We start from the raw sequence: 21,435 nt of genomic DNA on the forward strand, positions 1-21,435 counted from the left end.
GTGCGCATCGACCTTGCCGCGGCGTACCGCATGGCCTGGCAGAACGGCTGGGACGACACGGTCTACACGCATCTCTCGGCCAGCGTGCCGGGCGAGCCGGGGCACTACCTGCTGAATCCGTTCGGCAGCACCTTCGAGGAAATCACGGCCTCGCGCCTGGTCAAGGTCGACCTGCGCGGCAAGGTCATCGACGGCTCGGGCGCGCGGGTGAACCCGAGCGGGTTCGCCATTCACGGCGCGGTGCACGCGGCGCGGCCCGAGGTCGAATGCGTGATCCACCTGCACACGCCGTGGGGTGTGGCGCTGTCGATGCTGCCCGGCGGGCTTCAGCCAACCTCGCAGTACGCGATGCGTCTGCACCGGCGTCTGGGCCGCCATGCCTACGAAGGCCTGGCGCTCGGTGCCGACGAGCAGCAGCGACTGGTGGCCGACCTCGGCCTGCTCGACGGATTGATCCTCGAGAACCACGGCACGCTGGTCGTGGGCCGCACGGTGGCCGAGGCCTGGATGCTGATGCACCTGCTGGAGCGTGCCGCGCAGGCCCAGTTGCGCGCGATGGCCGCTACCGGCGGCGCGGTGCAAGTGGTCAGCGACGAACTCGCCGCGCGCACCTACGGCGAATGGGTCGGCGACGGCAGCGAGTGGGACGGCGACGTCGAATGGCCCGCCCTGCTGCGCCGCCTGGACCGCACGGCGCCCGGCTATCGCGACTGATCGACCGAGCCCTCTCTCAAATTTCAATCACCTCACTGGAGAACCCCATGCCCACCATCCGCGTCGAAATGTTCGAAGGCCGCACCGTCGAGCAGAAGCGTGCCTTCGCCGAAGCGCTGACCGAAGCCGCCGTGCGCACCATCGGCGCCTCGCCCGATTCGGTCGACGTGATCTTCTTCGACATCCAGAAGCAGGACTGGGCCACGGGCGGCAAGCTCTGGAGCGACCCGGCGCCTTCGAAGGCCGGCTGACGCCTCCCCGTTTCCGCGATTGCGGGCAGCGGGCGCGTGGACGATAGTGGTCCGTCCGTCCACGCCAAGGAGATGCCCATGCTGCCGCACCGATTCGTCGCCCTGACCACCATCGCGATCGCGCTGGCGATGCCGGCTCACGCCGCGCCGCCACCTGCGCCGGTGCAGACGCCTACGCCCCTGGTTCCACTGGGTGTGTCGGGCACGGGTGAATCGTCGGTGGCCTGGATGCTGGACACGGTGAAGAACCGCATCCTGGTGTGCCGTGCCGAGTACGGCGCCAGCAGTGGCGGAAGCAGCTGCAATGTGATTCAGCTGCCGCCGCGCTGAGCGTCGAGGCCAGCAGTTATTGCACGGGCCGCAGCAGGGGGCGCCTGCGCGGCGCGTTGACATCTAGAGATCCGTCAGCAGGATTCATTGTCCTTCGCTGGGACGGGGCGCATAGCCAGCCGCTCTTCGGTTGATCGACCTGAGGTTGCGTGCATCTCTCATCGAAAGGCTGGCCCCCTCACTCTCGGCGGTCCTACGGGCGAGAGAACGGGGGTCTCCGACTCCGCCCGCGTCGAAGATCTCGAACATGCCATGTTCAATGCGAGCAAGTTTGAATTGCTCGTTCCTTTGTTGGACCTTATTCCACGTAGGACGGAAGTTGGCGTCGGCCAGCACTGGCGACACACCGAGGCTTCGCAACGAGGGGCTCTTGTCGACCGCCTCGGCCAGCGAGTCCAGGTCGCCTCGGCAAAAGAAGTCGAGGGGCCCTAGCCGCCTGATTGAAAGGTTCTCGAGGGTTTTGCTGCTCATCACAAAGACCGCCAGGGCGTCGAGGCATGCCGGCCCATTTTCACATTCGTTCAGTTTGAGACTTCTCAACGGAACATTCGCATCGATGAGTTGAAGAATCACCGGGACCACTGAAGCATCCGTTAGCCGGTTCCCACTCAAATCCAGATCGAGCAATGTAGGCAGCACACCAATCGAGTGACGCATCTTGCTCTGGAGGGCTTGATTTAGTGAAAGCCGTTCCAAAGGCTTTCCCGTCAAAGTACGGAACAGAATCTTGACCTCTTCGTCATCGAGCCCCTCGCGAGATTGACGGTTTCCGCTGAAGTCGAGCGTCCTGAGTGTCGGGCTGTTCCGAAGGTAGTCAACATAAAACTTCAAATTGCCGGCCAGGACAACAACGCCCAAGTGCAGCGAGACGAGCGCTCGCTGAGAGCCCAACGCCGCGGCCAGCTCTTTATGGGGCAGTCCCTTGGGGATGCCCTTGACACTCAATCTTTCAAGATCAGATGCAGACACCAGCGCGAGAAGCAACTCGTGGATGTCGCACTCGGACCAGCATTCCACCGTCAAGTTCTTCAGAGGGTACAGATCTTGACATCGCCATTCGAACCACGGCATCTTGTTCGCTTCGACGTGTTCCAGCGAGAGCGAATGCAACACCTTCATGACGGGCAACAATCGCAGCATTGCCCCGACAGCCGCGTTGTCCAGGCAAAGGTCCAGCAGTTGCAGTTTTCCGATAGCTCGGGGCGCTTTCTCCATGGCGCTCTGCAAGACGCCGAACTCGGCCTCGCCAAGAGTCCCCATCAGGTCAAGGCTTGCGGCGTCAAGTTTGCACAGCAAGTAGGTCAGCGCCTTGTCTTCCCCGTGCCTCATCAACTCGCAGACAAGGAGGCTCATGGCTGATTCCTTGTCTTTCAGTACATAGGCATCCAGCGCCTTGGTGAAACCCGGGCTGCGTGCTTGAGCATTGGTCCGCAGGTGAAGCATCAGGTCAAGTTTCCACTGACCGCTCGTCTGCGTGCCAACAAGAGGAGACGGCGAATGGATCGGGGTGCTGAAGGTCGTGAACATGGTGGGCCTGTGAAATCAGCCACGTCAGTCACTGTGAAACGAAGAGCGTTCCACTGCAACACCATCGAAAAGTCGCGGCCCGCGCGGCCGCCTCAGCCGATCGCGATCAGCCGGGCGCGAGCGCGCGCCGCACCTCGGCCGCACACACCGACACCGCCGTGTTCGCCTCGTCGATCAACCGCCCCATGGTGATGAACCCATGGATCTGCCTGTCGAAGCAGAGGTACGACGCACGATTGCCGGCGGCGGTGAGCGCGCGTGCATAGTCCAGCCCCTCGTCGCGCAGCGGGTCGTACCCGGCGGTGAGCACCAGCGCCGGCGGCAGGCGCGACAAGTCGGTGTGCAGCAGCGGTGACGCGCGCCAGTCCAGGTCGTGCTCCGGCTCGGCGATGTAGTGGTCGTGGAAGTAGGTGATGGTGTCGCGGGTCAGCACGTAGCCCTGGCCGTTGCTGGTGTGCGAGGGGTGGCCGCGGCGCATGTCGGTGGCGGGGTAGATCAGCAATTGAAACGCGATCGGCAGGTCGCCTGCATCGCGCGCAGCGATCGCCACCACCGCCGCGAGGTTGCCGCCCGCGCTGTCGCCGCCGACCGCGAGACGGGTCGGGTCCACGCCGAGCGCCTGCGCCTGGTCGTGCACCCAGCGGGTGGCGGCCAGGGCGTCGTTGACCGCGGCGGGGAAGCGATGCTCGGGGCCCATGCGGTAGTCGACCGCCACCACGGCGCAACCCGATCGATTGCAGAGTTCGCGGCACAGGGTGTCGTGCGTGTCGAGGTCGCCGATGGTCCAGCCGCCGCCGTGGTAGTAGACGAGCACCGGCAACACGACGCCGGCGGCGCTGCCCAGCGGGCGATACATCCGCAGCGGAATCGCGCCGTGCGGCCCCTGCGCGCTGAGGTCGCGCACCTCGCCGACATCGCCGGGCTCGGGCTGGGTGACGGCACGCCGCTCGCGGTAGAACTTGCGCGCATCCGCGACCGGCAGCGTGTGCGTGGGCGGCACTTGCCGCTCGACGAGCAGGTTGATGAACGCTTGGGCCTGGGGATGCAGCATGGCGGGCTCCTTGAAGTGTGCGTGTGGATCAAACCGCGCGCGGTTTGACGCGCGACGCGGCTTCCTTGGCGTTGAGTCGCGCGGTGTCGACGTCGCCGGCGTGCGCCAGCGCCACGCCCATGCGCCGCTTGACGAAGCTCTCGGGCTTGCCGAACAGGCGCAGCTCCGTGCCGGGCACCTGCAACGCCTGGTCGACGCCGTCGAAGACGATGCCCTGCGCATCCGCACCGCCATAGATGACGGCGCTGGCACCGGGGCTCTTGAGCGTGGTGTCGACGGGCAGGCCGAGGATGGCGCGCGCATGCAGCTCGAATTCGTTCTGCCACTGGGTGGCCATGGTGACCATGCCGGTGTCGTGCGGGCGCGGGCTGACTTCGCTGAACCAGACCTCGTCGCCCTTGACGAAGAGTTCGACGCCGAAAAGGCCCTGGCCGCCCAGGTCCGCCGTCACCGCCTGCGCGATGTGCTGCGCCTTGTCGAGGGCGGCCGGCGCCATGGGATGCGGCTGCCAGCTCTCGACGTAGTCGCCGCTGACCTGCACGTGGCCGATGGGTGCGCAGAACTGCGTCTGCACCTGGCCATCGGGCCCGACCGCACGCACGGTCAGCAGCGTGATCTCGTAGTCGAAGTCGATGAAGCCTTCGACGATCACCCGGCCGTGGCTCACGCGGCCGCCGGCCATGGCGTAGTCCCAGGCCTTCTGCACGTCACCCGGGCCGTCGATCTTGCTCTGGCCCTTGCCGGAGCTGCTCATCACGGGCTTGACGATGCAGGGGTAGCCGATGCCGGCGTCGATGGCGGCCTGCAGCTCGTCCAGCGAATCGCAGAACTCGTAGGGGCTGGTGGGCAGGCCCAGCGTCTCTGCGGCCAGCCTGCGGATGCCCTCGCGGTCCATCGTCAGGCGTGCGGCGCGTGCCGTGGGGATCACGCGCACCGTGCCGGCTTCTTCGAGCTGCTGCAGCATGGGCGTGGCGATGGCCTCGATCTCCGGCACCACCAGATGGGGCTTCTCGGCTTCGATCAGGGCCTTGAGCTGATCGGGGTCGCTCATCACGATGGTGCGGGCGTGGTGCGCCACCTGCTGGCCGGGGGCGTTCTCGTAGCGGTCGACCGCGATGGTCTCCACGCCCAGGCGCTGCAGCGCGATCAGCACCTCCTTGCCGAGCTCGCCCGAGCCGAGCAGCATCACGCGGGTGGCGGAGGGGGACAGGGGCGTGCCGAGGGTCGTCATGGAAGTCGTCGCAGTGAAGGGGGGAAGCCCGGCATTGTGAATCACCGCGGCTGTCACCGCCGGCAACAGCCGCGGCGGGCGGGCTGTTCCACAATCGCGGATCTCAGTTCAGTTTCAGTTCAAGGAGCACTCGAAATGGCAATCCAGACCGTCGGCATCATCGGCGCCGGCACCATGGGCAACGGCATCGCCCAGGCTTGCGCGGTGGCAGGCGTCAGCGTGATCATGGTCGACGTGGCGCAGGCCGCGGTCGACAAGGGGCTGGCCACGGTGGCCGGTAGCCTCGACCGGCTGATCAAGAAAGACAAGCTCACGGCCGAGCAGAAGGATGCGGCGCTCGCGCTGATCAAAGGCTCGACGAGCTACGACGACCTGAAGGCCGCGCAGCTCGTGATCGAGGCCGCAACCGAAAACCACGAGCTCAAGCTCAAGATCCTCAAGCAGGCCGAGGCCGTGCTGGCGCCCGAAGTGATCATTGCGTCGAACACCTCGTCGATTTCGATCACGCAGCTGGCCGCCGCTACCACGCGGCCCGACCGATTCATCGGCATGCATTTCTTCAACCCGGTGCCGATGATGGCGCTGGTGGAGATCATCCGCGGCTACCTGACCAGCGACGCCACGCACGATGCCGTGAAAGCGCTGGCCGTCAAGCTCGGCAAGTCGCCGATCACCGTGAAGAACGCGCCGGGCTTCGTGGTCAACCGCATCCTGGTGCCGATGATCAACGAAGCCTTCTTCGTCTTGGCCGAGGGCCTAGCCACGGCCGAGGACATCGACGCCGGCATGAAGCTGGGCTGCAACCAGCCCATCGGCCCGCTGGCATTGGCGGACATGATCGGGCTGGACGTGTGCCTGGCGGTGATGGAGGTGTACCTGGATCAGTTCGGCGATTCGAAGTACCGGCCTTGCCCGCTGCTGAAGGAGATGGTGGCCGCCGGCCAATTGGGTCGCAAGACAGGACGCGGCGTCTACACGTACTGAATCCCGAACGCAGGAGACCGGCATGCCCGCCATTCCCACCGTGCCCCCGCCCGAGGGCTGCATCGACACCCAGGTGCTTGGCCACGTGCTGCTCATCGGAATCAACCGCCCCGCCAAGCGCAACGGCTGGACGCCGAAGATGTTCCGCGAACTGGGCGAGGCCTATACGCGACTGGACGATGAGCCCGGCCTTCGGGTCGGCGTGCTGCATGCCTTCGGCGACCACTTCACGGCGGGCCTCGACCTGCCGGCGGTGGCCGAGTACATGAAGCGCGGCGAGAAAGCCATTCCCGAAGGCCTGGTCGAGCCGCACGACTTCGGGTTGCCGGGCTACCGGCGCCGCACCAAGCCGATGGTGGTCGCTGTCAAGGGCATCTGCTTCACGGTCGGCATCGAGCTGATGCTGGGTGCCGACATCGTGGTGGCGGCCGACAACTGCCGCTTCTCGCAGATGGAAGTGCAGCGCGGCATCATGGCCACCGGCGGCGCGACGCTGCGCATGGCCGAGCGCGCGGGGCTGGGCAATGCGATGCTGCATCTGCTGACGGCGGACGAGTTCGGCAGTGCCGAGGCGTATCGGCTCAACTTCGTGCAGAAGGTGGTGCCGGCCGGGCAGGAGCTCGACGAAGCGCTCGCCATCGCGCAGCGCATCGCGGCGCAGGCACCGTTGGCGGTGGTGGCGACGCGGCTCAATGTGCTGAAGGCGATCGAACAGGGGCCGGCTGCGGCGGTGGATGAGTTCATTCCGGTGCAGCAGAAGTTGGCGAACAGTGAGGATGCGGCGGAGGGGGTGCGGTCGTTCGTCGAGAGAAGGCCGGCGCGATTCACTGGGCGGTGATTGGTCTTACTCCCTCTCCCTCTGGGAGAGGGCGGGGGCGAGGGCACTGGGCGGTTGCAAACGTGCAGCGGTGGATGCGCACGGTGCCCTCACCCTAACCCTCTGCCGAGCGAGAGGGAACAGGGAAAAAATATTATTTTCAACAATTAACTTGCACACAACTTAATCGCCTCCTACAATTCCACCCATGCCACAAGCCACCCCATCCCAGGACGAGATGCTGCGGCTCGACAACCAGCTGTGCTTCGCCGTCTATTCCGCCTCGCTGGCGATGACCAAGCTCTACAAGCCGTTGCTCGACAAGCTGCATCTCACCTACCCCCAGTATCTGGTGATGCTGGTGCTGTGGGAGCGCGATGGGCTGATGGTGTCCGAACTGGGCGAGCGCCTGTCGCTCGACTCCGGCACGCTGACCCCGCTGCTCAAGCGGCTCGAGGCCAGCGGCCTGGTGGCCCGCATTCGCGACGTGGCCGACGAGCGCCGCGTGCATGTCAACCTCACCCCGGCCGGGCGACGCCTCAAGGCGCGCGCGGCGTCCGTCCCGGCCTGCCTGATGGCCGCCAGCCAGTGCTCCATCGAGGAGTTGGTGGCGCTCACGCAGCAGGTTCAGCAACTGCGAGACCGCGTGAAGGCGGCCGCCTAGTTTTCAACGAAGTCCCCAGCCGCTTCGGCAACGAAGCATTCATTCACCCCAACCCCAACCACCAACCCGAAGGAATCACCATGGTCAAGAAGCTCGACAAAGTCCTGTACACCGCCGAATCGCACACCACCGGCGGCCGTGACGGCGGCGCCGGCAAGTCCAGCGACGGCGCGCTCGAGGTCAAGCTCAACCCGCCCGGCTCCGGCAAGGCCGGCACCAACCCCGAGCAACTGTTCGCTGTCGGCTACTCGGCCTGCTTCATCGGCGCGATGAAGGCCGTGGCACCGAAGATCAACGTCAAGGTGCCCGAAGACGTGGCCGTCGATGCCAGCGTTTCGCTCGGCCCGACGGACGAAGGCAAGGCCTACGGCATCGCGGTCAAGCTGGCCATCAGCCTGCCGGGCCTGGACGACGCGCAGAAGAAACTGCTGGTCGACACCGCCCACCAGGTCTGCCCGTACTCCAACGCCACCCGCGGCAACATCGACGTCGAACTCTCGATCGCCTGACGCTCGCGCTCCCCTGCCGGGTTTTTTCATGCAGCCGACGCAGCTTCGCGCTAAGGTGCCGACCATGCGCCAACCCAGGCGTGCGGAGACGACACCCCATGAGCACCACCACCCAGTTGCTGGTTCGCAAGGACGACCTGGCCTCCATTCGAGCGCGCACCGTCGACGACACGCCGCTCGCCGAGGGCCAGGTGCGCTTGCGCATCGACAGCTTCGCGCTCACCTCGAACAACATCACCTACGCCGCCTTCGGCGAGTCGATGAACTACTGGCAGTTCTTCCCGACGGGCGAAGACGGCTGGGGCGCGATTCCGGTGTGGGGCTTCGGCTCGGTGGTGCAGTCGCTGCATCCGGGCGTGGCCGTGGGCGAACGGCTTTACGGCTACGTGCCGATGGCCTCGAGCGTGGTGCTCACGCCGCAACGGCTGATGCCCTCGCGCATCACCGACGGCACGCCGCATCGCGAGGCACTGCCGGCCGTCTACAACCAGTACTTCCGCTGCGCGAGCGATCCGCTCTACAGCGAGGGTACGGAAGACCTGCAGGCCCTGCTGCGGCCGCTGTTCATCACCTCGTGGCTGATCGACGACTTCTTCGACGACAACGACTTCTTCGGCGCGCGGCCAGGCGTGGCGCTGCTGTCGAGCGCATCGAGCAAGACGGCCTACGGCACCGCTTTTCAGCTGCACCAGCGTGAGGGCGTCGAGGTCATTGGCCTGACCTCGGCCGCGAACAAGGCCTTCTGCCAGAGCCTGGGCTGCTATCACCGCGTGCTGGCCTACGACGAACTCGACCAGGTGCCCGCCGACGTTCCTTGCGTGTACATCGACTTCGCGGGCAACGGCGAGCTGCGGCGCGCCATCCACACGCGCTTCACGCAGCTGCGGCATGACTGCGTGATCGGCGGCACGCATGTCGAGCAGCTGGCGCCGCCCGGCTCCGCCAAAGACCTGCCCGGCCCGCGCGCGGCCTTCTTCTTCGCACCGGCCCAGATCAAGAAGCGCACCGAGGAATGGGGCGCGGATGGGTTCGGCCAGCGCATGGTGCAGGCCTGGCAGGCCTTCATCGCCGAGGTGGCGCAGCCCGCGACGCCGTGGCTGCTGCCCGAGCACCACGACGGCACTGCGGCCGCGCAGGCCGCCTATGCGCAGGTGCTGTCGGGCCGGGGCGATCCCCGCGTGGGGCACATCCTGTCGCTTTCGCGCGGCTGATCGCAAGAAGCGGCGGGCGAAGCGCCGAGGGCCCACAATGTCGCGGTGACATCGGACGCCTCTTCCTCCCCCTCCGCCCATCCCTACGAAACGCTCACGCCCGACGTGGTGCTGGACGCGCTCGCCGCACTCGGCCTGTACGGCGACGGCCGGCTGATGGCGCTCAACTCCTTCGAGAACCGCGTCTACCAGGCCCACCTGGAAGACGAGCGCGTGGTGGTGCTCAAGTTCTACCGGCCGGAGCGCTGGAGCGATGCCCAGATCGCCGAGGAGCACGGCTTCTCCGCCGAACTGGCCGCCGCCGAAGTGCCCGCCGTCGCGCCGCTGGCACTGGCCGGCAGCACGCTGCACCGCCATGCCGGCTTCGCCTTCAGCGTGAGCCCCTACCGCGGCGGACGTCGGCCGGAACTCGACGATTTCGAGGTGCTCGAATGGGTGGGCCGCTTCCTCGCGCGCATTCACACGGTGGGCGCGGCGAAGCCCTTCGTGGAGCGGCCCACGTTGAACCTGCAGAGCTTCGGCATCGACTCGCGCGACTGGCTGCTGGCGAACGATGCGATACCGCTCGACGTGCAGCGTGACTATGAAAAGGCGTGCAGCGAAGCTTTCGAAATGATCGCCGTCACCGCGCTCGGCGCCGACACCTACACGGAGATGAAGACGCTGCGGCTGCACGGCGACGTGCACCCCGGCAACATCCTGTGGACGCCCACCGACCGCCCGGACGGCGGCCCGCATTTCGTGGACCTCGACGATGCGCGCACGGGCTTCGCGGTGCAGGACTTGTGGATGCTGCTCGGCGGCGACCGCGCCCAGCGCACCGCGCAATTGAGCGGCCTGCTCGAAGGCTACGAGCAGTTCCGCGAATTCGACCGGCGCGAGCTGGTGCTGATCGAGCCGCTGCGCACGCTGCGCCAGATCCACTACAGCGCCTGGTTGGCACGGCGCTGGAAAGACCCGATCTTTCCGATCAACTTTCCGTGGTTCGGCACCAGCGATTACTGGAAGGGGCAGATCCAGATGCTGCAGGACCAATGCGAGGCGATGGCGGAGGAGCCGCTGTACGCGTGAGAGCCCGGGCGGGCCGGCACATCGAGGAGGCGACAACATGAAGAAGGCATCGCTGGCCAGCTTTTTCGCGGCCCTGTTGCTGGCGGGCTGCGGCACATCCGCGGTCGGGACCGGCGCGCCGGCCCTTCCTTCGAGCCTGAAGGAAGTACGGCAGGTCGAGAACATCACTGAATACCAGCTCGCCAACGGCCTGGTCGTGCTGCTGGCGCCAGACCCGTCGAAGCCCACCGCCACCGTCAACCTGACCTACCGCGTCGGCAGCCGCCACGAAGGCAACGGCGAGACCGGTGCGGCGCACCTGCTGGAGCACATGCTCTTCAAGTCCAGCGCCAGCATCGCCGACCCCAAGCTGGAGATGACCCGGCGCGGCGCGCGCTGGAACGGCACCACCTGGCTCGACCGCACGAACTACTTCGCCACCTTCGCCAGCGATGCCGAGACCATGGACTGGATGCTCGGCTGGCTGGCCGAATCGATGACCCGGGCCAAGCTGCTGCAGGGCGAATTCGACACCGAGCTCACCGTGGTGCGCAACGAGCTGGAGCGGTCGGAGAACAACCCGGCCCGCGTGCTCGGCAAGCGCATGACCTCGGCCGCCTACGAATGGCACGGCTACCGCCACGACACGCTGGGCGCGCGCTCCGACGTGGAACACATCCCGCTCGAGCGCTTGCGCGCTTTCTATCGACGCCACTACAGGCCCGACAACGCGACGCTGGTGATCGGCGGCCGCTTCGAGGCCGCGGCCGCGCTGGCGAAGGTGGCGCAGGCCTTCGGACCGATCGCCCGGCCTTCGGTGCCGCTGCTGCCCGGCTACACCGTGGATCCGCCGCAGGACGGCGAGCGCCACGTCACGCTGCGGCGCGTGGGCGGCAACCCGAGCGTGGCGGTGCTCTACCACGTGATGCCCGGCAGCGCGCGCGACTTCGCTGCCATGCGCGTGCTGAGCCAACTGCTCGCGATGAATGGCGGCCCGCTCGACCTGGCGCTGGTGCGGCCGGGCATCGCCGTCGGGCAGGCCGCCTACGTGTTCGCCCTGCGCGACCCGGGCCACTTGCTGGCCAGCGTCGGCCTGCCGGCGGGCACGAGCGAGGCGGCGGTGGAGCAGGCTCGGCAGGCGCTGGCGCGCGCGGTCGAGACGGTCCAGCCCACCGAGGCACAAGTGGCGCTGGCGCGCGGCCTGGTGCTCAAGTCGATCAACGATGCGCTGCGCGACCCGGAGCAACTGAGCCTCGGCCTGTCGGAATCGATCGCGCTGGGCGACTGGCGCCTGTGGTTCGCGATGCGCGACTGGATCGAGGCGGTGACCCTGGCCGATGTGCAGCGGGTGGCCGCCACCTGGCTGCTGGCCTCCAACCGCACCAGCGGCAGCTACCTGCCCACCGACACGCTGCCGCCACGTGCGCCACTTGCGCCGCCGACGGACATCGTGCAGGTGCTCGCCGACTACCGCGGCAAGGCGCCCTCTGCGGCGGTGGAGGACTTCGCACTGACGCCGGCCAACATCGACGCCCACACCGTGCTGCGGCGCCTCACGGCGGGCGGCGAGCCCGGCCTGCGCGTGGCACTGCTGCCGCGCCCGAGCAAGGACCAGCGCATCACCGGCACGCTGCGGCTGCCATGGGGCAGCGCCGACAGCCTGAACGGCCAGCAGGCCCTTGGCAGCCTGGCCGGGCCGATGCTGCTGCGCGGCACCCGCAGCCGCAGTGCCGAGCAGCTGACGGCCGACCTGCTGGCGCTCGATGCGCGCCTGACCATCAACACCGGCGTCGGCGGGCTGACGGCCAACTTCGAACTGCCCGCGCAGCATCTGGCCGCCTTCACCGCGCTGCTGGGGCAGATCCTGCGCGAGCCGGCATTCGATGCCGCGGAATTCACGCGCGTTCGCCAGCAACAGCTCACGGGTATGGTCAACGCGCGCACCGACCCCGCCGCGCTGGCGTCGAACGCGCTGCAGCTGGTGTTCGCCGCGCCGGCGCGGGACGACGCCGGCCGCGCTGCCGGCCGCTATGCGCCGGGCGATCCCCGAAGCGCACGCACGCAGGACGAGACCGAGGCGCAACTGCGCGCCGCGGACGCCGCACAGCTGCGCGCCTTTTGGCAACGCTTCGCCGGCGCCACCGTCGGCGAGCTGGTGCTCATCGGCCCGCTCGCGCCGGACGAGACCACTGCCCGGTGGCAGCAAGCCATCGGCGACTGGAAGGCGCCGGAGCGGCGCCGCGGCTGGGTCTTCGCCTACCCGACCGATCTCGACCGGCTGCCGCCCCCCGCGCCGGTTCGCGTCCCCGACAAGGCCAATGCCAACTACGTCGCCCGTATCCCGTTGTCGATGAATGCCGATGCCGCCGATTTCCCTGCGCTCTTCGCCGCCGTGCAATTGCTCGGCGGCCGCGCCGGCACCGCGCTGTGGCAGCGCGTGCGCGAACAGGAGGGCCTGAGCTACGGCATCTCCGCCTCGCTGTTCGCGCCGGCCAGCAGCGAGCGCTTTCCCGGCGGCGATGCGGCGGCGATCAACCTGCAGGCCAGCTTCGCACCGCAGAACCGCGAGCGGCTGCTGGCCGCCATCCGCGACGAGCTGACCCGCCGTGCCGCGAACGGCTTCAGCGCGATCGAAGTCGGCTTCGCGCGGCGCGCCATCGTGAGCGGCCGCGCCGATGCATTGGCCCAGCCCGCCAACCTCGCGGGCACGCTGGCCAACAACCTGCGCCATGGGCGCGACATGGCGCACTACGCACGCTTCACGCAGGCCTACGAGACGATCAGCGCCGATGCCGTCAACGCGGCGCTGAAGAAGTACCTGCGGCCGGAGCGGCTGGTGGAGGTCACGGCGGGCAGCTTTCCCTGAGAGGCACGATCACGGCGTCCGAGCGCTCAGGCCCTGGCCTCGATCGCGCTCAGCAACCGTTGCACCAGCACGTTCTCGGGGCCGGCGCGCCAAATGGCGTAGGCATCGGAGCGCGCCGCGTCCCCTTCGAGTGGGCGGAATACCGCACCGCGCAGTGCTGCGTTCTGCAGCGCGCTGGGCACCAGCGCGACACCCATGCCCTGCGACACCAGCGACACCACAGACAACCAGTGCCGCACCTCGTGCCGCACTTCGGGATGGAAGCCGGCCCCGGCGCAGATGCCGAGGATGCGCTCGTGGTAGTCGGGCGAGGCGTCGCGCGAGAACAGCACGAAGGGCTCTCCCTTCAAGCTCGCGAGCGCGACCGCGCGGCGCCGCGCCAGCCGATGGCCGGCGGGCAAACAGGCCACGAAGGGCTCCGACAGCAGCAGCCGATGGCTCAGTTCCGCCGGCATGCGGCTGGTGTGGACGAAGCCGAGGTCGAGGCGGTCGTGCAGCAGCTCCGCGATCTGCACGCCTGAATTGAACTCCGCCAGCGTGATGCGCACCGCTGGATGCTGCGCCTGGAACTTCGCGAGCGCCTGCGGCAGGCCGCGATAGAGCATCGCCCCGACGAAGCCGATGCGCAGCCGCCCGGCCGCGCCGCGGCCAACGTCGCGGGCCTCCAAGGCGGCCTCTTCGGCTTGGCGCAGCAGGCGGCTGGCCGAGGCCTGCAGCGTCTCGCCGGCCGGCGTGAGCCGCACTTCCTTGCTGTTGCGCTCGAAGAGCCGCGCGCCCACCGCGTCTTCGAGTTGGCGGATGGCCACGCTCAGTGGCGGCTGCGAGATCGACAGCCGACGCGCCGCGCGGCCGAAATGCAGCTCCTCGGCCAGCACGACGAAATACCGAAGATGACGCAGCTCCATGCGCGTGCCCCTTGTTCAACGATAGTCAGATCAGATCGAAGAAGACCTATTCGATATTAGACAGGAATCGTCGTGGCCTGAAGAATCCGCTGCAAAGGAGACACGACGGCCATGACCCGCACCACGGACCACACGGTGCCCGACCGCCACGGGCAGAACCTCTACACCACCGACGGCGAGTTGCTGCGCCTGCTGCCGCTGTACCTCGACGCGCGGCTGCTCGCGCACATGCAGCCGCATTTCGAGCGCCTCGGCGCACTGGCCGGCGGCCCGCTCGACGAACTCGCCCACCTGGCCGACCGCAACCCGCCCACGCTGTCGGTGCGCACCCGCACCGGCCTCGACGAGCAGCGCGTCATCAAACACCCGGCCTACGTCGAGATGGAGCGCCTCGCCCTCAGCGAATTCGGCCTGGCCGCCATGTCGCACCGTGAAGACACGCTCGGCTGGCAGGGCAAGATGCCGCCGGTCGTCAAATACGTGCTGACCTATCTGTTCGTGCAGGCCGAGTTCGGCCTGTGCTGCCCGGTGTCGATGACCGATTCGCTGGCGCGCACGCTGCGCAAGTTCGGCAGCCCCGAGCTGGTGGCGCGCTTCCTGCCGCGCTTCCAGTCGCTGGACTTCGACACGCTGGCGCAGGGCGCGATGTTCATGACCGAGCAGGCGGCCGGCTCCGACATCGCCGCCACCGCCACCCGCGCGCGGCAGGACGACGCCGGCCAATGGCGGCTCGACGGCGACAAGTGGTTCTGCTCCAACCCCGACGCCGATTTCGCGATGGTGCTGGCGCGGCCCGACGGCGCACCGGCCGGCATGAAGGGCGTGTCGCTGTTCCTGCTGCCGCGGCGGCTCGACGACGGCAGCCTCAACCATTACCGCATCGTCCGGCTCAAGGACAAGCTGGGCACGCGCTCGATGGCCAGCGGCGAGATCCGGCTCGAAGGCGCCGTCGCGTACCTGGTCGGCGAGGCCGGCCGCGGCTTCCAGCAGATGGCCGACATGGTGAACAACTCGCGCCTGTCCAACGGCGTGCGCGCCGCGGGCCTGATGCGCCGTGCAGTGGCCGAGGCCGAGTTCGTCGCGAGCGAACGCCGCGCCTTCGGGCGCCGCCTCGACCAGATGCCCTTGATGCAGCGGCAACTGCAGAAGCTGCGCCTGCCGGCCGAGCAGGCGCGCAGCATGGTGTTCCAGACCGCGATGGCGTTGGCGCGCAACGACGGTGGCGATGCGAGCGCATATCCCCTGCTGCGCATCCTCACGCCGCTCATCAAGTTCCGCGCGTGTCGCGACGCGCGCAAGGTGACGGGCGATGCGATGGAAGTGCGTGGCGGCTGCGGCTACATCGAGGAGTGGACCGATCCGCGACTGGTGCGCGATGCGCATCTGGGCTCGATCTGGGAAGGCACCAGCAACATCGTGGCGCTCGACGTGATCCGCGCGGTGCAGCGCGAGAACTCGTTGCCGGCGCTGCAGGCGCACTTCGGCGCGCTGCTGGCCGAGGCCGAGATCGCGCCCGGCTTCGCGGCCGCGCTGCGCGGCGCAATGGAGCGTGCGGTGGCACTGGCCCTGCGCGCCGCGCAGGACGGCGGCGACGTGCTGGCCCGGCAGGCCGCATCCGCCCTCTACCACTGCGCGAGCGCGATCGCGATGGCCTGGGAAGGCGCCCGCGCCGGCTCGGCGCAACGCGTGCAGTGGGCGCAGGCGGTGCTGTTGCACCGCGTGCTGCCGCGCGATCCGCTCTCGGCCGACGTGGTGCCGGCCGACTGGAATTCATGACGACCGAACGATTCGACGAACGACGGAGACACCCCATGCGACTGATCGCCACCCTCGCCTTCGCCTGTGCCACGGCCCTGACGCCGCTGGCCCATGCCGACAGCTTTCCCGACAAGCCCCTCAGCCTGGTCGTGCCCTTCCCGCCCGGCGGGCCCACCGACGCGATGGCCCGCACGCTGGCCGCCGAGATGAAGGAGCGCCTGGGCCAGCCGATGATCGTGGAGAACCGGGCCGGCGCCGGCGGCAACATCGGTGCCGAGTTCGTCGCGCGTGCGGCTGCCGATGGGCAGACCCTGCTCTTCGGCACCTCGGGCCCATTGGCCATCAACGCCAGCCTCTACCGCAAGATCGGCTACGACCCGGTGAAGAGCTTCGCGCCGGTGATCCAGGTCGGCCACCTGCCCAACATCCTGGTGGTGCATCCGTCGGTGCCGGCCAAGGACGTGAAGGAACTGGTCGCCTATGCGAAGGCCAACCCGGGCAAGCTAAGTTATGCCTCGTCGGGCAACGGCGCCTCGTCGCACCTGGCCGGCGTGCTGTTCAACGCCACCGCCGGCGTCGACCTGCAGCACATCCCGTACAAGGGCACCGGCCCGGCGCTCAACGACCTGCTGGGCGGACAGGTCGGCATGAGCTTCACCGACGTGCTCACCGCCCTGCCCTACGTCAAGGCCGGCAAGCTGCGTGCGCTCGGCATGGCCAGCGCCGCACGCTCGCAGGCGCTGCCGGACGTGCCGACCATCGCCGAGCAGGGGCTCAAGGGCTACGACGTCAGTGTGTTCTTCGGCATCGTCGCGCCGGCCGGCACCCCGCCCGATCGCGTGAAGAAGCTCAACCTGGCGTTCGCCGAAGTGCTCGCCTCGCCGAAGGTGAAGCAGCAGTTCGCTGCCCAGGGGCTGGAGCCGCCGCCGGCCACCTCGCCGGAGCAACTGGCGAAGTTCATCCAGGCGCAGATGCAGATGTGGTCGGGCGTGGTGCGCCAGTCCGGCGCGCAACTCGATTGAGCGGGAGAACGCACATGACCACGACGACGACCGGCGCACTGGCGGGCATGCGCGTGCTCGACCTCTCCCGCGTGCTGGGCGGCCCCTACTGCGGCCAGGTGCTGGGCGACCACGGCGCGGACGTGCTCAAGATCGAGCCGCCGCAGGGCGACGACACGCGCGGCTGGGGTCCACCCTTTCAAGACGGCGTGTCCTCGTACTACCGTGGCCTCAACCGCAACAAGCGCGTGCAGCACCTGGACCTCGGCTCCGATGAAGGCCGCGCCACGCTGATGACGCTGCTGCCCGAGGCCGACGTGCTGATCGAGAACTTCAAGACCGGCACCATGGAGCGCTGGGGGATCGGCTACGAGACGCTGTCGAAGCAGTTCCCGCGGCTCGTGTGGTGCCGCGTGTCCGGATTCGGCGCCGACGGCCCGTTGGGCGCGCTGCCGGGCTACGACGCCGCGGTGCAGGCCATGACCGGCATCATGAGCATCAACGGCGAGGCCGAGGGCGGCCCGCTGCGCGTGGGCCTTCCCGTGGTCGACATGGTGACCGGGCTCAACGCCACCATCGGTGTGCTGCTCGCGCTGCAGGAGCGCGCGAAGAGCGGCCGCGGCCAGTTCATCGAGGCCGCGCTCTACGACAGCGGCCTGGCGCTGCTGCATCCGCATGCGGCCAACTGGTTCCTCGACGGTGCGACACCCAGGCGCACGGGCAACGCACATCCCAACATCTACCCGTACGACGCGCTGGCGACCGGCACCGATCCGATCTTCCTCGCGGTTGGCAACGACCGCCAGTTCGCAAGCTTCTGCCAATGCATCGGCCAGCCCGCGCTGGCCGACGATCCGAGCTACCGCGACGCGCGTTCGCGCTCGGTCAATCGCGACGCACTCAAGCAGCAGCTCGAAGCCGCACTCGCCGCCTTCGACGGCCGCACGCTGGTCGACACACTGATGGCCGCCGGCGTGCCCGCCGCGCCGGTGCTGCCGGTGGATGCCGCACTGGAACATCCGCACACGGCCCACCGCGGCATGGTGGTCGAGCTCGAAGGCGGCTACCGCGGCATCGCCTCGCCGATCAAGCTGTCGCGCACGCCGGCGAGCTATCGGCATGCGCCGCTGACGCCGGGGGAGCGCTTTCTCGACGCCTGATTGCCTCAGGACTCGATCGGCAACCCCAAACTCAACGGCACATTGAGATAACCGCGAAAGCGCACACGCCCGCCGCGCTTCACCGGCCCGAAGATGCGGTAGTCCGGAAAGCGCGCGAGAAACGCGCCGATGGCGACCTTGCCCTCGAGCCGCGCGAGGTTCATGCCCACGCACTGGTGCGCGCCGGAGCCGAAAGCCAGGTGGCGGTTGGGCGAGCGCGTGATGTCCAGGCGGTCGGGGTCGGCGAACACCGCCGGGTCGCGGTTGGCAGCGCCGATGCACAGCGTGATGCGCGTGCCGGATGGCACGTCGACGTCGCCGATGCGGCTGTCCTGCACGCTCATGCGATTGCCCAACTGGTTGGAGCTTTCGAAGCGCAGGAATTCCTCCACCGCGAAGCGGACGAGCGAAGGGTCGTCGAGCAGAAGGCGCTTCTGATCGGGCCAGTCGAGCAGCGCGACCAGGCCGTTGCCGATCAGGTTGGTGGTGGTCTCGTGGCCCGCGTTCAGGATGAAGATGCAGTTCTGGTACAGCTCGTTTTCGGTGAGCCGTGCCCCGCCGTCTTCTTCGCCGTGGATCAGCCGGGTGAGCACGTCGTGCGCCGGATCGCCCGGGTTCTGCCGGCGCGCTTCCACCAACGTGCGCAGGTAGTCGACCATCTCGGTGACAGACTGGTTGCCCGCATCGAGCTGCGCCTGGCTGGGCTGCGGCTCCAGCGCGCCGAGGATGGCGAGCGACCAGCGGCGCAGCGGCTCGCGCTCGCCGTGCGGCACGCCGAGCAGGTTGCCGATGATCTCCACCGGAATCGCGGCCGCGAAGTCTTCGATCAGGTCGACCGTGCCGCCGGCGTGCTGGCGCTCTTCCATGCGATCGAGCAGGCCGTCGACCAGGTGCCGCAGGCCGTCTTCCAGCGACTCGATGGCGTGCGGCGTGAGCGCGCCGTTGATCAGGCTGCGCACGCGCGTGTGCAGCGGTGGGTCGTTGAAGACCAGGCTGGTCGTGTGGTGCTGGTAGAGCGGGCTGCCCACGCCGTACTTGGGGGCGAACTCGGCGTGCTTGTCGGAGCTGAAGGCGTGGGTGTTCTTGTAGACCGCCACGCAGTCGACATGGCGTGTGAGCAGCAGCGAGCCGTCGGGCATGTGCCGCACGGGCGAGGTCTCGCGCAAGGCGGCGTAGAACGGGTACGGGTCTTCGTAGAAGGCCGCGCCCGGATCGCGCAAGTCGAAGCCGGCGAGGTCGATGGGTGACGCGCCGGCTCGACTCATGTCGGTGCTACGCGAGCAGCGCGTTCACGCGCCGCACATACGCGGCCGGGTCGGCTGGCAAGCCGCCCTCGGCCAGCAGGGCCTGGTCGAACAGGATGTTCGCCAGGTCGTCGAAATGCGCCGAGCCTTCGAGCTTCTTGACCAGCGGATGCTCGGCGTTCACTTCGAGCACCGGCTTGAGTTCAGGCACGGGCTGGCCGGCTTGCTTGAGCATGCGCGCGAGCTGCGTGCTCATGCCGCCGTCCTGCACCACCAGGCAGGCCGGTGAATCGACCAGGCGAGTGGTGACGCGCACGTCCTCGGCCTTGTCCTTGAGCGCCTCTTTCAAACGCTCCAGCAGCGGCTTGAAGGACTCGGCCGCTTCCTCGGCCGCCTTCTTCTCGGCCTCGTCCTGCAGCGTGCCCAGGTCGACCGCGCCCTTGGCCACGCTCTGCAGCGGCGTGCCGTCGAACTCGGTGAGGTAGTTGAGCGCCCACTCGTCGACGCGGTCGGTCATCAGCAGCACCTCGATGCCCTTCTTGCGGAAGATCTCGAGCTGCGGACTGTTCTTGGCGGCGGCAAGCGCGTCGGCGGTGATGTAGTAGATGGCCTCCTGGCCTTCCTTCATGCGCGCCTTGTAGTCGGCGAAGCCGACGCTCACGGTGTCGCTGGTGCTGGAGGCGAAGCGCAGCAGCTTGGCGATGCGGTCGCGATTGGCGAAGTCCTCGCCCAGGCCCTCCTTGAGCACGGCACCGAACTCGGCATAGAACTTCGCGTACTTGCCGGATTCGTCGCTGAAGGCAGCCGCGGCCTCGGCGGCCGGCGTGGTGGCGTTCTTGTCGACCACGTCGGTGACATCGCCCGCGGCGGTCGCGTCGTTCAGGCCCTCGGTCGGCTCAGGCGCGGGCACCGATTCGCCGGAGCCCACGTCCACCTTGCCCTCGGCGGCGCTGGTGGTGGTCTTCTGCTTCTTCGCCAGGTCTTCGAACATCGACAGCACGCGCTTGGTGCTGCCCTCGCGGATGGCCTTCACGTCGCGGCTTTCCTGAAGCAGTTCGCGGCTCACGTTGAGCGGCAGGTCGGCCGAGTCGATCACGCCCTTGACGAAGCGCAGGTAGCTCGGCATCAGCGCCTCTGCGTCGTCCATGATGAAGACGCGCTTGACGTAGAGCTTGACGCCCGCGCTCTTGTCGCGGTTCCACAAGTCCATCGGCGCCTTGGCCGGGATGTAGAGCAGCTGCGTGTATTCGGTGTTGCCTTCCACGCGGTTGTGGCTCCAGGCCAGCGGCGCCTCGAAGTCGTGGCTGATGTTCTTGTAGAAGTCGACGTACTGCTCGTCGTCGATGTCCTTCTTGGCCCGCGTCCAGAGCGCGCTGGCCTTGTTGACCGGCTCCCATTCGCCGGTCTTGACCATCTCGCCGCCCTTGTTGTCCTCGCCCTCTTTCCACTCCTCCTTCTCCATCAGGATCGGGAGCGAGATGTGGTCCGAATACTTGGAGATGATGGACTTCAGCTTCCAGAGGTTCAGGTACTCCTCCGCATCGTCGCGCAGGTGCAGCGTGACGCTGGTGCCGCGCTGCGGGCGCTCGATGGTGTCGACCTCGAAGTCGCCGGCGCCGGCGCTCACCCAGCGCACGCCTTCGGCGGCCGGCAGGCCCGCGCGGCGCGATTCGACGGTGATGCGGTCGGCCACGATGAAGCCCGAATAGAAGCCCACGCCGAACTGGCCGATGAGCTGCGCGTCGGCCTTCTGGTCGCCCGACAGGCGGCTCATGAATTCCTTGGTGCCGCTCTTGGCGATGGTCCCCAGGTTGTCGATGGCTTCCTGCTGCGACAGGCCGATGCCGTTGTCGGCGATGGTGAGGGTCTTGGCGTCCTTGTCGAAGGACACGCGCACTTCGAGCGTTGGCTGCTCTTCGTAAAGCGCCGGCTGGTCGATGGCCTCGAAGCGCAGCTTGTCGCAGGCGTCCGAAGCATTCGAAATCAGCTCGCGAAGAAAGATTTCCTTGTTGGAGTAAAGGGAGTGCGTGACCAGGTGAAGAAGCTGTGCAACTTCGGCCTGGAAGGGGAGCTTGGTCTTGGTGATCGTCATGACTCGGGGAACGAAAACGAGGGGAAAAAAAACGCCACGCAGGCGAACCGGCGACTGTACAAGAGCGCCA

Annotated in this window: 19 protein-coding genes; 13 read left to right on the plus strand and 6 right to left on the minus strand. The window is 67.8% G+C overall.

What is annotated here, in order from left to right; all coding sequences use genetic code 11:
- The 3 genes from B0W80_RS13245 to B0W80_RS13255 form a co-directional block, all read left to right on the plus strand.
- Positions 1–714: class II aldolase/adducin family protein (locus B0W80_RS13245; protein WP_076999613.1), on the plus strand; the 714-nt coding region annotated here is incomplete at its 5' end.
- Between the two features lie 47 nt (positions 715–761).
- Entirely contained in the window at positions 762–965 is a 204-nt protein-coding gene (locus tag B0W80_RS13250; protein ID WP_076999614.1) for a 4-oxalocrotonate tautomerase, read from the plus strand.
- A 78-nt stretch (positions 966–1,043) separates the two neighbouring features.
- Complete coding sequence (locus B0W80_RS13255; RefSeq protein WP_076999615.1) at positions 1,044–1,295, plus strand: hypothetical protein; 252 nt, start codon at positions 1,044–1,046, stop codon at positions 1,293–1,295.
- 84 nt (positions 1,296–1,379) lie between these two features.
- On the opposite strand, the gene B0W80_RS13260 is transcribed toward B0W80_RS13255, so the two are convergent.
- The 3 genes from B0W80_RS13260 to purT form a co-directional block, all read right to left on the minus strand.
- Positions 1,380–2,822, minus strand: a complete 1,443-nt coding sequence (locus B0W80_RS13260; protein ID WP_143684607.1) for a hypothetical protein — start codon at positions 2,820–2,822, stop codon at positions 1,380–1,382.
- Between the two features lie 106 nt (positions 2,823–2,928).
- A complete protein-coding gene (locus B0W80_RS13265) occupies positions 2,929–3,873 on the minus strand; it encodes an alpha/beta hydrolase (protein ID WP_076999617.1) in 945 nt (314 codons plus the stop codon).
- Positions 3,874–3,901: 28 nt separating this feature from the next.
- The gene (gene purT, locus B0W80_RS13270; protein ID WP_076999618.1) at positions 3,902–5,104 is read right to left on the minus strand and encodes a formate-dependent phosphoribosylglycinamide formyltransferase; all 1,203 of its coding nucleotides are present in this window, start codon (positions 5,102–5,104) and stop codon (positions 3,902–3,904) included.
- A gap of 135 nt (positions 5,105–5,239) precedes the next feature.
- Between purT and B0W80_RS13275 the strand changes: the two genes are divergently transcribed.
- From B0W80_RS13275 to B0W80_RS13305, 7 genes are all read left to right on the plus strand, one after another.
- A complete protein-coding gene (locus tag B0W80_RS13275; RefSeq protein WP_076999619.1) occupies positions 5,240–6,088 on the plus strand; it encodes a 3-hydroxybutyryl-CoA dehydrogenase in 849 nt (282 codons plus the stop codon).
- A gap of 22 nt (positions 6,089–6,110) precedes the next feature.
- On the plus strand, positions 6,111–6,926 hold the full coding sequence (locus B0W80_RS13280; RefSeq protein WP_076999620.1) for a crotonase/enoyl-CoA hydratase family protein: 816 nt from the start codon (positions 6,111–6,113) through the stop codon (positions 6,924–6,926).
- A 187-nt stretch (positions 6,927–7,113) separates the two neighbouring features.
- Entirely contained in the window at positions 7,114–7,569 is a 456-nt protein-coding gene (locus B0W80_RS13285; RefSeq protein WP_076999621.1) for a MarR family winged helix-turn-helix transcriptional regulator, read from the plus strand.
- An 80-nt stretch (positions 7,570–7,649) separates the two neighbouring features.
- Entirely contained in the window at positions 7,650–8,078 is a 429-nt protein-coding gene (locus B0W80_RS13290; RefSeq protein WP_076999622.1) for an organic hydroperoxide resistance protein, read from the plus strand.
- Positions 8,079–8,176: 98 nt separating this feature from the next.
- On the plus strand, positions 8,177–9,289 hold the full coding sequence (locus B0W80_RS13295; RefSeq protein WP_076999623.1) for a DUF2855 family protein: 1,113 nt from the start codon (positions 8,177–8,179) through the stop codon (positions 9,287–9,289).
- A gap of 45 nt (positions 9,290–9,334) precedes the next feature.
- Entirely contained in the window at positions 9,335–10,360 is a 1,026-nt protein-coding gene (locus tag B0W80_RS13300) for a serine/threonine protein kinase (protein WP_076999624.1), read from the plus strand.
- A gap of 37 nt (positions 10,361–10,397) precedes the next feature.
- Positions 10,398–13,205, plus strand: coding sequence for a pitrilysin family protein (locus B0W80_RS13305; protein ID WP_076999625.1), 2,808 nt, complete (start codon positions 10,398–10,400; stop codon positions 13,203–13,205).
- A gap of 26 nt (positions 13,206–13,231) precedes the next feature.
- Here B0W80_RS13305 and B0W80_RS13310 read toward each other — a convergent pair whose 3' ends face one another.
- Positions 13,232–14,110, minus strand: coding sequence for a LysR family transcriptional regulator (locus B0W80_RS13310; RefSeq protein ID WP_076999626.1), 879 nt, complete (start codon positions 14,108–14,110; stop codon positions 13,232–13,234).
- A gap of 111 nt (positions 14,111–14,221) precedes the next feature.
- On the opposite strand from B0W80_RS13310, the gene B0W80_RS13315 reads away from it, so the two are divergent.
- Genes B0W80_RS13315 through B0W80_RS13325 form a run of 3 tightly spaced genes read left to right on the plus strand, consistent with a single transcriptional unit; the run spans position 14,222 to position 18,029 of the window.
- Positions 14,222–15,886 (plus strand): acyl-CoA dehydrogenase family protein, encoded by a 1,665-nt coding sequence (locus B0W80_RS13315; RefSeq protein ID WP_076999627.1) that lies wholly within the window; start codon positions 14,222–14,224, stop codon positions 15,884–15,886.
- 35 nt (positions 15,887–15,921) lie between these two features.
- Complete coding sequence (locus B0W80_RS13320; RefSeq protein WP_076999628.1) at positions 15,922–16,890, plus strand: tripartite tricarboxylate transporter substrate binding protein; 969 nt, start codon at positions 15,922–15,924, stop codon at positions 16,888–16,890.
- A gap of 14 nt (positions 16,891–16,904) precedes the next feature.
- Entirely contained in the window at positions 16,905–18,029 is a 1,125-nt protein-coding gene (locus B0W80_RS13325) for a CaiB/BaiF CoA-transferase family protein (RefSeq protein ID WP_076999629.1), read from the plus strand.
- A gap of 5 nt (positions 18,030–18,034) precedes the next feature.
- On the opposite strand, the gene B0W80_RS13330 is transcribed toward B0W80_RS13325, so the two are convergent.
- Together B0W80_RS13330 and htpG are read right to left on the minus strand one after the other, a co-directional pair.
- Entirely contained in the window at positions 18,035–19,294 is a 1,260-nt protein-coding gene (locus B0W80_RS13330) for a cytochrome P450 (RefSeq protein WP_076999630.1), read from the minus strand.
- Positions 19,295–19,301: 7 nt separating this feature from the next.
- Complete coding sequence (gene htpG, locus B0W80_RS13335; protein ID WP_083745365.1) at positions 19,302–21,365, minus strand: molecular chaperone HtpG; 2,064 nt, start codon at positions 21,363–21,365, stop codon at positions 19,302–19,304.
- Positions 21,366–21,435 lie beyond the last annotated feature (70 nt).

The sequence above is a fragment of the Variovorax sp. KK3 genome (assembly GCF_001984055.1).
Lineage (GTDB): Bacteria > Pseudomonadota > Gammaproteobacteria > Burkholderiales > Burkholderiaceae_C > Variovorax.